The 15,695-nt window shown below is 39.2% G+C and carries 12 protein-coding genes; 1 reads left to right on the top strand and 11 read right to left on the bottom strand.

What is annotated here, in order from left to right:
• Positions 1–173 precede the first annotated feature (173 nt).
• The 10 genes from gltX to I7804_RS10745 form a co-directional block, all read right to left on the bottom strand.
• Positions 174–1,628, bottom strand: a complete 1,455-nt coding sequence (gene gltX / locus I7804_RS10790; protein WP_248403401.1) for a glutamate--tRNA ligase — start codon at positions 1,626–1,628, stop codon at positions 174–176.
• A 69-nt stretch (positions 1,629–1,697) separates the two neighbouring features.
• Positions 1,698–1,913: a FeoA family protein gene (locus I7804_RS10785; RefSeq protein WP_248403399.1), complete on the bottom strand. Its 216-nt coding sequence runs from the start codon at positions 1,911–1,913 to the stop codon at positions 1,698–1,700.
• Between the two features lie 391 nt (positions 1,914–2,304).
• Positions 2,305–3,270, bottom strand: coding sequence for a DUF4340 domain-containing protein (locus tag I7804_RS10780; protein ID WP_248403397.1), 966 nt, complete (start codon positions 3,268–3,270; stop codon positions 2,305–2,307).
• 63 nt (positions 3,271–3,333) lie between these two features.
• A complete protein-coding gene (locus tag I7804_RS10775) occupies positions 3,334–5,490 on the bottom strand; it encodes a Gldg family protein (protein ID WP_022753909.1) in 2,157 nt (718 codons plus the stop codon).
• The gene (locus I7804_RS10770) at positions 5,490–6,701 is read right to left on the bottom strand and encodes an ABC transporter ATP-binding protein (RefSeq protein WP_080656036.1); all 1,212 of its coding nucleotides are present in this window, start codon (positions 6,699–6,701) and stop codon (positions 5,490–5,492) included. The genes I7804_RS10775 and I7804_RS10770 overlap by 1 nt, the downstream gene beginning before the upstream one ends.
• Positions 6,702–7,554: 853 nt before the next feature.
• Complete coding sequence (locus tag I7804_RS10765; RefSeq protein ID WP_248403395.1) at positions 7,555–8,958, bottom strand: YARHG domain-containing protein; 1,404 nt, start codon at positions 8,956–8,958, stop codon at positions 7,555–7,557.
• A 136-nt stretch (positions 8,959–9,094) separates the two neighbouring features.
• Positions 9,095–10,066 carry a methyl-accepting chemotaxis protein gene (locus I7804_RS10760; protein WP_022758477.1) on the bottom strand — a complete coding sequence of 324 codons (972 nt, stop codon included), beginning with the start codon at positions 10,064–10,066 and terminating at the stop codon, positions 9,095–9,097.
• Positions 10,067–10,078: 12 nt separating this feature from the next.
• Positions 10,079–11,173 (bottom strand): FIST N-terminal domain-containing protein, encoded by a 1,095-nt coding sequence (locus tag I7804_RS10755; RefSeq protein ID WP_248403393.1) that lies wholly within the window; start codon positions 11,171–11,173, stop codon positions 10,079–10,081.
• A gap of 72 nt (positions 11,174–11,245) precedes the next feature.
• Positions 11,246–12,292 carry an amino acid ABC transporter ATP-binding protein gene (locus tag I7804_RS10750; RefSeq protein ID WP_331477794.1) on the bottom strand — a complete coding sequence of 349 codons (1,047 nt, stop codon included), beginning with the start codon at positions 12,290–12,292 and terminating at the stop codon, positions 11,246–11,248.
• Positions 12,292–12,975 (bottom strand): amino acid ABC transporter permease, encoded by a 684-nt coding sequence (locus I7804_RS10745; protein WP_248403391.1) that lies wholly within the window; start codon positions 12,973–12,975, stop codon positions 12,292–12,294. Before I7804_RS10745 ends, I7804_RS10750 begins: the two co-directional genes overlap by 1 nt.
• 264 nt (positions 12,976–13,239) lie before the next feature.
• On the opposite strand from I7804_RS10745, the gene I7804_RS10740 reads away from it, so the two are divergent.
• The gene (locus tag I7804_RS10740; protein WP_022753915.1) at positions 13,240–13,674 is read left to right on the top strand and encodes a dUTP diphosphatase; all 435 of its coding nucleotides are present in this window, start codon (positions 13,240–13,242) and stop codon (positions 13,672–13,674) included.
• A 117-nt stretch (positions 13,675–13,791) separates the two neighbouring features.
• Here the strand turns inward: I7804_RS10740 and I7804_RS10735 are convergent, their stop codons facing one another.
• On the bottom strand, positions 13,792–15,600 hold the full coding sequence (locus I7804_RS10735) for a M15 family metallopeptidase (RefSeq protein ID WP_248403389.1): 1,809 nt from the start codon (positions 15,598–15,600) through the stop codon (positions 13,792–13,794).
• Between the last annotated feature and the right edge of the window lie 95 nt (positions 15,601–15,695).

The raw sequence follows: 15,695 nt of genomic DNA, 5'->3' as shown, positions 1-15,695 counted from the left end.
TATACTAATCATGATTTATAACTAATTATGATTTTAGTAAACAGAATAATCAGAATAATACAGATTAAATTTGAATTTTCAAGATATCCGTAGACGTCGACTTGAAAATGAACCATCTTCACGCCGACATCTACGAGATAATATGATCTTATAATAACAAGAATATGTGATAATTATGCTTCAAGCTTAGCTATAGCAGCTTTGATACGTGCTATGGACTCTTCCTTGCCAAGAACTTCCATGATCTCAGTTCCGCCGCAAGGTGTCTGCTCCTTACCGGAAAGTGCGATTCTAAGAGGCCATAATACATAACCATTCTTATAACCCTTCTCTTGTACGAACTCTTTGATCTTAGCAAAGAGATTGTCGTTAGAATAGTCATCAATGCTCTCGATAAGAGGAAGGAGCTCTTTGAGTACAGGAAGAGATGTCTGCGCATCAGTCTTCATCTTCTTGTTGTAGTAGATTGCATTATCATATTCAGGAACCTTCTCAAAGAAGTCAATCATTCCTGCAATATCAGGCCAGATCTCGATACGAGTCTTGATCATAGCTGCGATCTTGTGGAAATCAACATCCTTTGTGATAACTTCCTTCATGTAAGGAAGTACAAGCTCATAGAACTTGTCATCATCCATACGCTTTAAATACTCACCGTTCATCCACTTAAGCTTAGTATAGTCAAATACTGAAGGGGACTTATTAATGCGGTGGTAATCAAACTTCTCAATAAGCTCATCAAGACTAAGAATCTCTTCATTGTCTTCAGGAGACCATCCAAGAAGTGCGATGAAGTTAACTACAGCCTCTACAAGGAAGCCCTGCTCAAGAAGATCTTCAAATGAGCTGTGTCCTGAACGTTTGGAAAGCTTGTGGTGATCTTCATCTGTAATAAGCGGGCAGTGAATATACTTCGGAATCTCCCATCCAAATGCCTCATAGAGACGGTTGTACTTAGGAGTGGAAGAAATATACTCATTACCACGAACAACGTGTGTGATGCCCATAAGGTGGTCATCTACAACGTTAGCAAAATTGTATGTCGGGAACCCGTCTGATTTGATAAGGATCATATCATCAAGTTCTTTGTTGTCAACTGTGATATCGCCGTAAAGCTCGTCATGGAAGGTTGTAGTACCTTCTGTAGGATTGTTCTGACGGATTACGTAGGGCTTTCCCTCTGCAAGGTTCTTCTCTATCTCCTCTTTGGAAAGGTGGAGACAGTGCTTGTCATAAACTGTAACTTCCTTGCCATCGATAACCTGCTTAAGTGACGCAAGTCTTTCTGGTGTGCAGAAGCAATAATATGCCTCACCCTTGTCTATAAGCTGTTTAGCATAATCAAGATAGATTCCTGATGCCTGACGCTCAGATTGAACATAAGGGCCTACAGGACCGCCGATATCCGGACCTTCATCATGCTTAAGTCCTGTCTTTCTAAGTGCATCATAAATAAGTTCTGTAGCACCTTCAACAAAACGTTCCTGATCTGTATCTTCAATTCGGAGGATATAATCTCCGCCTTCGTGTTTTGTGATTAAATACTCATAAAGAGCAGTTCTTAAATTGCCGACATGCATACGTCCTGTTGGGCTCGGTGCATATCTTGTTCTGATCTTAGCAGCCATTACTAATACGTCCTTTCATATAATGATGTAGGTGGTCAAAAAAACTTATGACACCTAGTGACGACCGGATTACTCTACATCTATAGCTGATGCGAAATTCTTGCACAAAGCTATCTGCCTTCCGCAGGATTCTATAATAAGAGATCCTTGTTTCTTCCTACTGATAACTTTGACTTCGGTGCCCTGCTTAAGGCCAAGGCTTTTAAGCCTCTCCCCGTTAGCATCCTCAAGGTTTAAACTTGTGATGCGATAAGTACCATTATTCTCAACCTCGCACAAACTCATGCGAAATCCTCCGTGCTACGTTTTTTATGCCGCGCATAAGCGCAAGCATTTTTGATTATAACGCTTCCCCCGAAAAAATCAACACATTCATTATAAATAAATAGGTACATTGTTGCAATAGGAGCTATATTCCATAATATTACCAACCAAACCTTCACGTTATTTCGCGTTATCCAAACATACATCGCCCTTTTTCAGTCAGTGTTTTATTAGGTTAAAATAAGTATATAAGCAAAACAGCCATCGCAGAATTATTACTAATTCTCGATGGCTGTTTATTTATGTTTTTGAACGCGTGAGCTCTGTTATATAGTTGTGTTTTAGCGTTATTACAGCTTTTTTAATGATGTTTCTGACAGCCGGTAATATTTCTATATTTCTATAAAAAAGATCACTCTGCTACTACAGCTGACTCTGTAGTATTGTCAGTAGATGCGGATGTTGAATCGCCTTCAGAAGCCTTAGTTGATGCATTCTGAGAAGACTGTGCTGCAGCTGCTGATGATGCTGCACTTGCATCTATATCTACTCCTGTGATCCCTGCACTTGTCTCTACTGTGCTTGCAGATGAGTCAACTATTTCAAAAGATGATCCTTCTACGCCAAATGATGTACTAAGAGTTGCAGTGATCATATATACATTAGCAGAATCGCCTATCCTAGCATAATAGAGGCTTGATACTGAGTTATAATCGCCCACATAGATATTAGTCTTGGTTCCATCATTTAATGTTATTTCAATAGATAGAGATGGATGATCAAGTCCGTACTGGGCGAAATCTGTTACTCCTGCTATCTCTTTGTTGGATGTTACAGTAGCTACTTTTGAGATAAGAGAAGCTACGCTGTCCTGATCTACCTCCAGCGACTTATCTGAAGCAAGATACCATGCTCCATTCTCAAGCACAAGGTCATATGCAACTTCTGATGAGTATTCATATACAGGCTCTGCAGCAGAAGTCCCTTCTGCAGAAGTTTCTTCTGCGGAAGTTCCTTCTGCAGCTGCATCTGTAGTTGCAGCTACATCAGCAGTAAGTGCTTCTGACGCTGTAGTATCTGCGCCATCTCCTGCAGCAGCGCTTGATGAAGTATCTTCTGTGTTAGAAGCTTCTGCACCTGCATCATTGGCAGATGTTCCATCTGCTGCAGAATCCGCTTCATTTGTAACTTCTGTTTTGGTTGTCTTTGTAACTTTTATTTCTGATATCTTAGTTGTATCCAATGTAAGTAATGTGTAATCGTCTGTTGCTTCATCTTCTACAACTTTCTTATTATGAGCAGAAAGCGCGAAGTAAGAAGCAACCATTACAGCCAGTACCACAAGGATTATTATAAGCTGTGTCTTTTGTTTTTTCATAACGTGCCTCGTTCCATATATTAGATCATACAGATGTGATCAACAAAATTCGATGTATACAGATCACATATGTCTTCTCTTAGCAAATACTACTATTCCGCTTGCAAGTATAGCTATGATGATGATCCACCATACGATCTTGATAGTAGACATTGCCTTGGTTGAGTAGCTGATGCTTGTGTTCATATACTCGGCAGGTATAGATACAAATGTAGAATCAAGAGCGATCATAGATGTAAATGTATTACTAAAAAGTGCAAGGTTCGCTCCGCCTGTCCATGTATCTACTGTCTCATTAAAGATATTGCAGCTTGAATATACGATACATGTTGATGTTGTTCCATCAGCAAGTGTCTTATCGGCTTCAAGCCCTACTACCTGAGTACCTTTATCACTGAACTGATAACTTCCGTCAGCCGCAAAAGATAAAAGTGATGCCTGATCAGATGTTGTAAGTATCTCGGTATATGTTGTATCTGTAGCATCAGCATTGTATGAAAGCCCTGTTGCATAAACTGCAAGTATAGGAGCATTGATAGAGCCAACGCCCTTAGTTATCTCGCTTGAAGAGTTAACTACAGGAAGGAGCTGTCCGTTAGCAAGACCTCCATTGGTAAGAGGATATGCATAATAGTGCTCTGCGTCGTTCTCATATACAAGCTGTGCACTGTTAGTAATGCCGTAGTATGCAAGTACTGTGTTAAAGTTGGTCATATCTGCATCACCGACATAACCGAAGATTGCAAGGATATTGCCGCCCTTGTCGATATAAGACTTGATCTTGTCAACTTCGTCAGCCTTAAGGTCTGTCTGAGGGTAGTTGATGATAAGAAGGCTGCAATCATCCGGTACTGCATCTGCTGTATAAAGTGTAAGATCCTCTGTAGATACGTTAGCTTTGGCGATAACATCTGTAAATGATGTCTCGAAAGCTGTCTCATTGTGACCTGTAAGTGTATAAGCCTTTACAAGCTTGTCTTCTGTAAGCTGTACGTACTGGATAGCCTGAGCAAGCTCACCCTCAACATCATATCCTGTGATATTCTGCTGATATGTCTGATAATCAGTTTCAAGTACCAGGAAGTCTTCAAGTGCTATAACCTTGGTTCTGTTAGTAGACTTGTCATAAACGATAGCATCGTAAGTAGAAACTGTATCTGTTGTATAGTCCTGAGCAAAATTAGGTTTTGTCTCAAGGTCTATGAATTCATAAGAGATCTTGCCTGAGTAGCGCTGGAACATCTTGATATTATCAACAATTGTCTGAGTGTATGTATATGCCTCATACTGTTCCTGTGTACCCATAAGGTAGATAGAGATCTCATCACTTGTAGATGATGCAACCTCTTTGGCAGCATCTGTAAGTGAGTATGCACCGTTATTAGTAACATCGATGATACGATACTTCTCCGGAATCTGGCTTGCTGCAAGGTTTACAAATACTACAACCACTACCATGACTACAGTCATGATCGCAGAATACATACCAACAGAAGCATTTTCCTTAGAAACAGTATATCTTCTCTTCTGAATAGACTGAGTTGTAAGGAAGAGGAAAAGAGCTGTAACAGTCAGCATATATGCTACTGCAGTAATATCAAAGGATCCGTTCAATAAAGTTATGAGTCTTGAACCAAAATCATATACTGCAGAAAGAACTGTTGCAACCTTCTCATTACCAATATTGCTATAGAAGCTTCCAAGTACCATTCCAAGGAAAGTTACAAGGATTGAGAATACAGCAGCGATCGTAGCAGACTCAGTCAGTGAAGACATGAACATACTGATCGCGATGATCATAAGTGCATACAAAAGTACGCCAAGGATCATAACATAGTCCCACTTGTAAGGAACTGTTCCGAAGATTCCCATGATAGGAGGAAGTACACAAAGCAGTGCAACAGGTATTGCAACTACTGCTGCAAGTGCAAGGAACTTACCTATAACGATCTGTCCTATTGAAACGGGTGCTGTAAAAAGAAGCTGGTCTGACTTATTTCTCTTCTCATCAGCAAAACATCTCATTGAAAGAACAGGTATAGCAAAAGTAAATCCATACATACACATGCTATACAATGTATTGGCAAGATCTGAATAACCGTTCATAAGGTTATAGATCCAGAAGAACAAAAGGCCAAATACAAGGATAATATCAATTGCGATAGGACCTACAAGGGTCTGAAAATAGGATTTGAACTCTCTTTTAAATATTGCAAGCATTACTCATTCGCCTCCTCATCTTCAGAATCAACTTTTTCGTCTGTACTTTCTTCTGAAATAACATCATCAATATCCTCGATATCGAGTTCTCCCATTGCTGCCTTCTCAAGCTCTTCATCAGAAAGAACCTCTTCTTCACTTTCAGGCATTATAGGATCAAGACCTGCAGCTCTTGCTGCTTCCTTGATAGCTTTTTTAGCTTCCTTACGCTTTTCTGAAAGCTCTTTTTCTTCCTTCTTCTCTTTTCTCACCTTGGCATGGTCGATATAGCCGGGAGTCTGAGTTGTAGCTGTAAGGAAGATATCTTCAAGAGTGATCCTCTTCTCAGTAAGCTCGATAACAGGGATTGAAGCCTTTGCAAATGCAAGACCTACATCCTTCCTGATATCTACTGTGCTGTCAGTTGTGATAACAGCTTCATATGCGCCGTCAGCATCCTTAGAATCACCAATCTCAATACTCTTAATATGAGCGATGCCCTTAAGAGCCTCTTTGATCTGGGAAGGCTCTGCAAGAAGACGAACCTTAAGTACCTGAGACTTGTTCTCACCGGCTTCAAGCTCTTCTTCTGAACCCTGCTGTACAAGCTCGCCGTGAGACATTATAAGGATGTAATCACAAACTGCACTTACCTGTGAAAGGATATGTGAGCTTAAGATCACGATATGGTCATCCTTAAGGGACCTCATGAAATCCTGCATCTGGTTGATCTGCTGAGGATCAAGTCCAACTGTAGGCTCATCAAGTATTATAACTTCAGGATCACCTACAAGTGCCTGCGCAAGGCCGACTCTCTGCTTATAACCTTTGGAAAGGTTGCGGATCATACGATGCTCGTAATCTCCAAGCATAGTATCTGCAAGGATCTTAACGATGTGCTCTCTCACTTCTTTCTTAGGAACTTTCTTGAGTTCGCATACAAAGCGAAGATACTCACCAACTGTCATATCCATGTAAAGAGGTGGAATCTCCGGAAGATAGCCAACGCATGCTTTAGCTTCTTCGGGCTCCTTAAGGATATCATGACCGTTGATAGTAACAGTTCCGCTGTCTGCTGCTATATATCCTGTCATTATGTTCATAGTCGTGGATTTACCGGCACCATTAGGGCCAAGGAAACCATAGATTTTGCCTTTTTCAAGTTTGAAAGACAAATGATTGACGGCTTGGTAGTCGCCATAGGTTTTGACAATATTATCTACCTCAATCAACTTTTGTAGACCTCCCTGAAATTATTGTGTCGTGCCTGATCTTATGCGCAGAGCCTATTGCCTAAATCCCTGCAGCAATCGAACAGAAACATTCTCTCATATATTTGTGAAAAAAATATGTTCGATAAGAATTAAAACTTTTTTCATAATAAAGAATTATAAACTTAAGCTTCTCGCTAGGGGCTGTGCAGCATCCTTGAAGGGTTGGCATAGGGACACAGCGCTGTGGATTCAGAATATAAATCTTAGCCACGCTGTTAATCGTTTTATATTTCATGGCATGATATCTGTATATTTTTATTCTGGGGTCCAAACTCGCTGCGCTCAAACATGTGGACCCCAGGCAGAATAAAAATCTCCATCTATCACGCTCATGAAATTTATAAAACGATTAAAAAGCGTGGCTAAGATCTATATTCTGCATCCACAGCGCTGCGTCCCCTGCAAAGCCTTCAAGGATACCTCGCAGCCCAATCGAAAAGTTTAAGTTATACTTTTTTGCACAACATTTTGATTATACAACATTTTCAAAACGAGTCCAATAAATAATAAAGAATTCCGCTTTCCTGCTTTGATTACCAGATGAACGCATACCTCTTAGTCGTTTAGAGAATTACCAAAACTGTATTCTATACAACTCGGATATTATTGTTCGCATTAAAAACAGTTCATGATAATGTTTTTAAGATACCACAACTAATTGAAATTATAAGTACAGACAACAAAGCCAAGAAACTTGAAGAATTTTCAGCCGAATATATTACAAGGGAAAGCTGTTCCTGTTAAACAACTTTCCCTTGTAGCGTTATAAATACTAAACTGAATTTGAAACATTTTTTATAAAAATGATTCCTTATGAATCAAGCTTATAATTTTTATCGTGAGCATTTTGGTATTCTCTTATAAAATTTGCATTTTCTAGTTCTATTCCATATAAAATCCCATCAAAATTGACATCTGGAGTATACCATGTTCTGCTCATAAAATAATTATTTAATTCGTTTGACTTAAAAATATAGCCATGTCTTGCATATATCTCATTTCTTGCATAAGATAATTCTTGAGGTGACAAATTTTCTAAATCCGCTTCTGTTAACAATACTTCATCACTATAAGGAAGAATGTAATCATCAAAACTATTATTATCATTTAAAAACGATTCAGAATTTGCTGTATCAGTATTATCAAGAATAATTACATCTCCTGTTATTGCATCTTTCCATTCTCCAGTTTTTAAATAATACTCATAATACCCCAATGTATTAGAAGTTGTAGTTGCATAAGGATCATACAATCTAAAAGTCAACACATCTTCAGTCTCATAATCAAGTTCTCCTGCTACATTGTTTGTACCATACTCGATAACGTAATAGTTCACTATAGATTCTATCAGTTCATTATAATTATTCTCGGCTGAAACTATACTCTCACTTTGTCCAATGTTTTGATCAGTAAAATCCTGTTGTTCGCAATTTTCTTCAGCATTATTATCACGCTCTTGTTCCAAATATTCTTCCACTCTTTCATCGCTATCTTGTTCGGAATTGTCTTCTTTATTTTCATATGATGTGGGACTTAGTTCATTTTCGCTAATTTCCCTAAATGTATAAACCCCTTTAAATCTTAGAGAATCACCTTCAATTAAAGTTATTTTTTCAACAGTAATGGTTTTGTTTGACTCATCATAAACAAACTCCACATTATTTCCTTTGTCATCTTCCGCATAAACTCTATTATTTTTTATATTGGAAATCTCCATTTGCACAACAACTATATTTTCTTCATCAAGTTGTTCCTCAGACTTATTAACATTTGTAATAAAATTTTCCGCAACCATCACACCAGAATAATCATCTATTCCTATAACATCTCCGCTTAAGTCATTGTCTCTAAAATAAACCCCTACCATCTCCTTAACTTTTTCATCAACAATTGTCTGACTCGCCAAATACTTACTCGAAAAATAAATCAGAACAATTACTGCCACAGTACTTACAATTGATACGCCTCTATGAAAGCCTGTATTACTTGTAAATGTTAAAATACAGCCTATCAAGGCTACTATCACAATAGATAATAATGGTTTTTTTGTTACCAATACTGCCATTAACACACCAAATAACATAGCACCTGCAAATTCAGAGATGATAAGTTGAGTAAAACTGGTGAAAAAAACTTTAAACGTCTTATGAAAAATCCAGAGACCGAATATCCCAAAAACTATAGCCAAAATAATTACAGGATTCATTTCTATCATGACTTACTACACAGCTCCTTTTCCCTATATAAAAGACAATCGTTTTCTTAGTATTGACAAAACAATTGTCTATCGCACTAAGAAAACGATGTCTAATTCATTTATTATCACTTATATTCTTTGTGATACTTCCGGATTACTGGTTATCTTTAACGATCTTATCGATGTAAGGAGCGAACTGGCTCAGTACATTGTTCATGTCTTCAAACATAAGACCTTTCTTGGTGATCTTGTTCTTGAGTTCAACTATACTATCAGTAACATTGCCAAAGTAGCGATTGGATTCTTCGATACTTCCGGATATTGCTTCGATTGACTCGTCGCACTTAGCAAATACCCCAGTCATCTCCTGGCTCTGATCTCCGACTTCATCCGCAACAGTCTTAATGTTACCAATGATCTCCTGAGTTGCAACGATCTCTGTATGAGACTGCTCTATAGCTTCTTTGGTCTTGCCAAGTGAGTCCTTAAGAGACTGGTTGTTGGCATTAAGATTGGCCATACCTGTATCAATTGATGCAACAAGGTTCTTGATCTCAATAGAGAGCTTATTGACCTGAGTTGCAACGACTGCAAATCCCTTACCTGCTTCACCTGCTCTCGCAGCTTCAATAGAAGCATTAAGGGCAAGGAGGTTAGTCTGGTTGGCAAAAGCGTTGATCTGATTGACCTGATCCTGAATCTCATCAAAGCTTTCCTGGAACTTATCAAATACCTCCTGCATCGCATCGATAGTATCTGATACAGAATTAGAACTATCATCCACTCTGTTCATTCCTTCATGAGAATCATCCGCTGTCTTGACCATTTTCTCAACGATATTCTCGAATGTATCAGAGATAGATCTTACATTTTCGAACTGCTCTTTAAAGGCATCTACGGCATTGATGATATTGTCATATTTGTCTTTTACCTGTTCGAAGTGGTTACCGATCTCCTCGATACCTTCAATGGTTACCGCTTCCTCGTTTTGGAGCTTTTCTTTTTGCTCAACAGCAAATTTGCCTGCTTCTGCAAGAGGCGCAAGCTGCTCTGCTATGTTTCTGGCCTGCACACCCTGGACTGCATTCTGATCCACATTCTCTTTCGTTTTTTTGAAGAAAGCCATATCATACCTCCATCAATCAAATACTGCGCAGACCATTGTCTGATTAACGTGCTGTGTCTTGTACTGCTCTCCACCACCTACAACTCCGACATGCTTGCCAAGGCTACCCATGTCATTCATGAAATCCTGCAGATGATTCTTGTTAGTAAAGAGCAAATGCCTGTATATACAGTTAACACTAAAAACAAAGGATATCTTTGGATTCTCTGCTTTGATCTTGCTTCTGGTATCAGCATTTATAGCTTCATAATCTTCCAGATGCAGGATCGCAACAGTATCATTTTCATTGAACTTCTTATAATTGATAAGAGATCCGCCTTCTCCTATTCCATACTGAGAACAGATATAGACTTCGTCTCCCAGAATACGTCCGAGAGGATTCTCAAGCACGTTATCAACAATCTGGCTCTTAGGGATACCCAGCTCATTGGCATATACTTCTGATGCCGGCTTGTAATCCATCTGAACCAGCTCCTTGGTCTTAAGATTGACCTTAGTAGCGATATGTCTCTTGGCATCCGGTTTTAATTTATAGATATTCTCAGAATACGTTCTTATCTTGCCGGAAGTATTCTTTATAACTGCATAACAGCATGCATCTTCATAGATCTCGCCATTAACTGCAACGCAGCCTTTTTTACCATCAGGAACTCCAAATACAGTTCCGCCTACAAGTCTTACCTTCTTTTGACCCAGAACTACGTTCATAGTTGTAACAAGAATCTCTTCGTCATTGGTACAGAATTCCAGGCAGATAGTATCTTCATCTCCGGGGGCAACTTCCTTGACTGCATTTTTAAGATCCATTATGTCATATAAAGGAGTCGTTGAGAGATACCTAAGAACGCCAACCTTGACCTTAGCATCAGAACCAAATCCTATTACTACGAGTTTATTATCGCTTGCATCCTTCTCATAATATGAGATCGCGCATGTCCCTATAGTAGGCACATCAGGATAACGTTCTTTGAGCTCTTTTGCTACAGCTTCAACCATATTGAAGTTAGCAAAAAAGAGTATCATATGCGGATTGCTAAGCCCTTTGGTAGCTTCTGCAACCGCTGTTTTGGCATCTTTGTTGAAACTGTTGCCGATAAATGTCTGCATTTTAGACCTCCTTTTATACAACAATTTTCAGTGTGTTGATTCCATACTTATAACTGTGTTCTCTTACTCTGGCTACTTTTTTAATATAGTAAGTCCTATATGTATACCGTCTGTATCTTCATCGAGAATATCAAAGATATCCCTATTGATTCCCGAATAGATAACATCTATATTAAAATCCTTAGTACCCTCAGAAAGTGATATTCTAAGGCTTATCTCGGGATACTTGGTATCCTGCTGATCTATAGCCTCTTCTATAAGTTCTTCTGCATACAACTGAAGTCTTATTATATATTTACCTTCTATACCGTACCTTTCGCCGAACTTCTGCAGATCACCGTGCATCTTCATAAGATCATAGTGTCTTGCATACACATCGTAGGTGAAGTGCTTTAATTTGAATATAAAATCTCTTGTAAGAAGCTTTGAAGGGCTATCAAATATCTCCGAGGGAGTGCCCTGCTCATATATTCCATGTTCTGCAAGGAATATGATCCTGCTTCCTATCTCTCTGGCAAAAGACATCTCGTGAGTCACTATGACCATCGTCATACCCTGTTTGGCAAGAAGCCTTATAGTTGCAAGTACTTCGCCTATCATCGTAGGATCAAGTGCTGATGTAGGTTCATCAAAAAGCATCACATCAGGATCCATTGCAAGACTTCTGCATATGGCAATTCTCTGCTTCTGTCCGCCTGATAGCTGATCCGGCATCATGTGTGCCTTATTTGTAAGTCCAACTGCTTTTAACAATTCCATTGCCTTGTTATCTGCAGCTTCTTTTGTCATATGTTTCAGTTTTACAGGTGCAAGTGTTATATTCTTAAGAACATCCATATGACTGAACAGATGAAAGCCCTGATATACCATTCCGAGCCTTGTTCTAAGTCTGTCAATGTTTTTGCCCTTGGCGGCCGTTATGTCACTATCTCCTATGTAAATATGTCCGCTGTCAGGTTTTTCAAGCATCTCTATAAGCCTTAGGAGTGTGCTCTTGCCACATCCGGAGCCTCCGATAACTACAACTATCTCTCCCTTTTTAATGGTGAGATTTATATTTTTTAACACACAGACGCCGTTATAGCTCTTGGACACACTCTCCATCCGGATCATGTCCATCAGCCATCACCTCCTCTGCGGGCGGCTCTTATCTGTTCTATTAGATAAAAGAGTCCATACACAAGATATGCGATAGCCAGATACAACAGCACTCCTGTGATAAGCAAGATCACCGGCTGCATGGTTCTTATCGTTATATTATTGATGACTTTAGTAAGGTCTGTTATAGTTACATATCCTACAACACTTGTCCATTGAAGGAGCGTCACAACTGCTGACTGATACACAGGAAGAGCTATATCAACTGCCTGAGGAAACGATATCAGGTAGAAAGACTGCCATCTGCTAAATCCAAGAGTCCTGGCCGCTTCACGCTGCATCTTGTCTGTTGCCTGATAAGAAGTCCTCATGATCTCAGCTACGTGGGCTGCAAAGTTGGCCGAAAAAGCAAATACCGCGATCATCGGAGCAGATAAAGGACTTGTTGCAAATATCACGTAGTAAAATATCATCAAAACAAGAAGAACAGGGCTTCCTCTAAGAACCGCTATATACAGCCTTGCTATGGTACTCAATATGATATTGTGGCTAAGTCTAAGCCTGCATACCGCAAAAGCAAACAAGGTCCCGAATAATACCGATAGTATAGTAATCTCAAGTGTGACTCCTATACCTTTCAGGATCGTAAGATATGTGCCGCCTCTTATGAAGATGTCATATAACTGCTCAGGCAAAGAATTCATATACACCCGCCACGTCAATAAAACCAGATACTATCTATAGGTGCAAAAAAGCATCGCAAATGTTCTATTCTACAAAACTATATCGGCTGTTTACTTAAATTTACTTAGCATTTTTTAACACTTTAAATTAATAGCAGCAAAACAGCCCCTGGTGGAACAAAATCAGTGGCTCTTTTGGGGTAGCTGACGGAGGTGTTTTACAGGCAGAGCAGATATGTAGTATGATGGTATTCTATGAAAAACAATTATATGGAGGCCTCATTAATGGAAAAAATAATCATCAAATATTTTGATAAAGATGTTGAAAGACTTACTCTTGTAGAAGGCAAATCTGACTGGTATGATCTTCGCGCAAGTGAAGATGTAACTATGAAAGCCGGAGATTTTAAGCTTGTACCTCTTGGAGTTGCAATGAGACTTCCTGATGGATATGAAGCTCATCTTGCACCTAGAAGTTCAACATTCAAGAACTTTGGTGTGATCCAGACCAATAGTGTAGGAGTAATCGATAATTCTTATTCAGGTGACCAGGATATGTGGCGTATGCCATGCCTTGCAATGAGAGATACACAGATTCACAAGGGCGACCGTATCTGCCAGTTCAGGATCATGAAGCAGCAGCCTGCAATTGAGTTCGAAGAAGTAGAACATCTTGAAGGACCTGATCGCGGAGGCTTTGGTTCCACAGGTATTTCATAACATTTGGCTTTGCAAAAAGCCCCCTAGAGGCGGAGGTAAGAGACCATTTTTGATCTGAAAATCAATAAAATGGTCCCTTATCTCCATCCCCAGGGGGCATTTTTGGCTTTGTATGTCTTATTTTCTTGTTACATTATCGCCATATATCGTAGTCCAGTCATTCTTCATAGAAATCGGTACAAAATCACACTCATCACATAGAGCATACATCTTATCAGCTTTTTCTACATTGCCGTTTTCTCTTACTGTATCATCGCAGCACAGCATAAATGCCATAGACTTGTACTTATTGTTACTAACTACATATTCGCACATACTAAGATCACCTGTACTGTTGCCAAATGAAAGCACCGGCTGCTGTCCTATCTCCTGAGCTATTACGGATACTTTATTCATCTTAAGATTCTTAACAATAAACTCTCCGCCAAGGATAAGGACATCATCATCCTCAAATACATAATTAAGACCATCTTCATCGCCCTGGTCATTACTCTTTATAGTCTCATCAGAACCTATTATCTGTCTGGGAGGAATATCCAGGATAGAATTATCTATAATACCTCTGACTATAAATCTATCTGTACCACTGACAATATAAACAGTGAAGTCATAAGCCTGAAGAAAGTTAACTACCTGTACCATCGGAAGATAGAAAGACTGTCCTCTTGTCATGTTATTATATCCCGGCATGGGCTGAGCCTTAAAAGCCTGTATATACTGATTGAATTCTTCTATTGTCATTCCTGCAAAAGCTGATGCAACAGCCTTACCATGATCAACTTCTAATCCTTTATAAGAAGTATGGTTTAGATTTTGATCTCTTATCTTAAGTGCAACCTCTTTTTCAAAATCAGAGGCCTTGTCCTTGTACGTAGGATCATCCAGAACGCGGTACTCTAAAAGGCAATAATCAAAATAATTGGGATCTGTCTCACAAAAAAGAGTTCCGTCAAGATCAAATACTGCGATCCTGTCTCTAACAGGGATAAAATCAGAACTGTTTTCATCAGTAACTGATGCTACATATGAAACAAGCGATGTTCTGGCCGCACTTTCTGTATTCCAGTATGAAAGAGGATCAAGGACGCCCTCATCAGACTGTTCCTTAACCTTATTATTGTTTTGATCTTCTATGTCACTAGCATTAGTTAATAGCGAGCTTCTACTAACAGGGAAGTCAAAATAGGTATCCGGATATGGCTCATCGACAAGTGTAAAATGCCACCACTCTTCCGGAAGAGGCTTAAAACCATGTTTTACCATAACGCTTTGAAGAAGCATACGGTTTGCATATTGCTGCTCAGTAATACCTGTATAATCCGGGTGTGAAAGCTCTCCAAAATAGTCAAAAGTTCCGCCCATATCAACTTCTTTTTCTGTATTCATATCAAAAAGAGTCAGATCAAGCGTACTTCCTCTGCTATGCCCCGAATGTGCATCTATATATCCCTGCTCAAACAAAACGCTTTTATCAAGTTCAGGATAAAAGAAAGCCTTCATTCTTGTATCATTTACATCCAAAGCCCAGTTTGCAAAGTGAGTTACAGCCATCTGAGGTCTGTATGCATCATATATTTTAAGTCTGTAGCCAAGGGAGTTGAACTCATCACTTGCCTGTTTAAGTGCAGCTGCTGCCTCTTTTGTAAGAAGTGCTATAGGTTCTTCATATCCTGTGATGCGATCACCTACAAAATTGTAAGTAGAATAATAGCGAATTTCTAAAATCGCATCCGGAATGACATCTGTCAGAAGGACGAAGTCCGAGGAATCAACAGAATACTTATAGTCGCCATTTGCATAAACGTTATTACCTATTAAATTAAAACTATCATAAAACGAAGACAGCTTACCTGATGAAAAAAAGATGGTTACAACGAGCATTACTACAACGATAGTGCATGTTTGAAGCTTCTTTAGAAATTTCATTACATATCCTCCGTGTGTATTTTTTAGTATAACTCAAACTTCGCACTTGCCAAACATACGCCACCATCTGAGGCAGAGCCGATGCATCCCGTTTA

This window comes from Butyrivibrio fibrisolvens (assembly GCF_023206215.1).
GTDB lineage: Bacteria > Bacillota > Clostridia > Lachnospirales > Lachnospiraceae > Butyrivibrio > Butyrivibrio fibrisolvens_C.
The sequence above is the reverse complement of the archived record's forward strand: the minus strand, read 5'-3'. Positions and strand labels throughout refer to the sequence as shown.

Coding starts and splice junctions, on each gene's coding strand:
- I7804_RS10750 (WP_331477794.1), bottom strand. CDS start 12,292: ATGGACATGATCCGGATGGAGAGTGTGTCCAAGAGCTATAACGGCGTC.
- I7804_RS10735 (WP_248403389.1), bottom strand. CDS start 15,600: ATGAAATTTCTAAAGAAGCTTCAAACATGCACTATCGTTGTAGTAATG.
- I7804_RS10740 (WP_022753915.1), top strand. CDS start 13,240: ATGGAAAAAATAATCATCAAATATTTTGATAAAGATGTTGAAAGACTT.
- I7804_RS10775 (WP_022753909.1), bottom strand. CDS start 5,490: ATGCTTGCAATATTTAAAAGAGAGTTCAAATCCTATTTTCAGACCCTT.
- I7804_RS10785 (WP_248403399.1), bottom strand. CDS start 1,913: ATGAGTTTGTGCGAGGTTGAGAATAATGGTACTTATCGCATCACAAGT.
- I7804_RS10755 (WP_248403393.1), bottom strand. CDS start 11,173: ATGCAGACATTTATCGGCAACAGTTTCAACAAAGATGCCAAAACAGCG.
- I7804_RS10760 (WP_022758477.1), bottom strand. CDS start 10,066: ATGGCTTTCTTCAAAAAAACGAAAGAGAATGTGGATCAGAATGCAGTC.
- I7804_RS10780 (WP_248403397.1), bottom strand. CDS start 3,270: ATGAAAAAACAAAAGACACAGCTTATAATAATCCTTGTGGTACTGGCT.
- gltX (WP_248403401.1), bottom strand. CDS start 1,628: ATGGCTGCTAAGATCAGAACAAGATATGCACCGAGCCCAACAGGACGT.
- I7804_RS10765 (WP_248403395.1), bottom strand. CDS start 8,958: ATGATAGAAATGAATCCTGTAATTATTTTGGCTATAGTTTTTGGGATA.
- I7804_RS10745 (WP_248403391.1), bottom strand. CDS start 12,975: ATGAATTCTTTGCCTGAGCAGTTATATGACATCTTCATAAGAGGCGGC.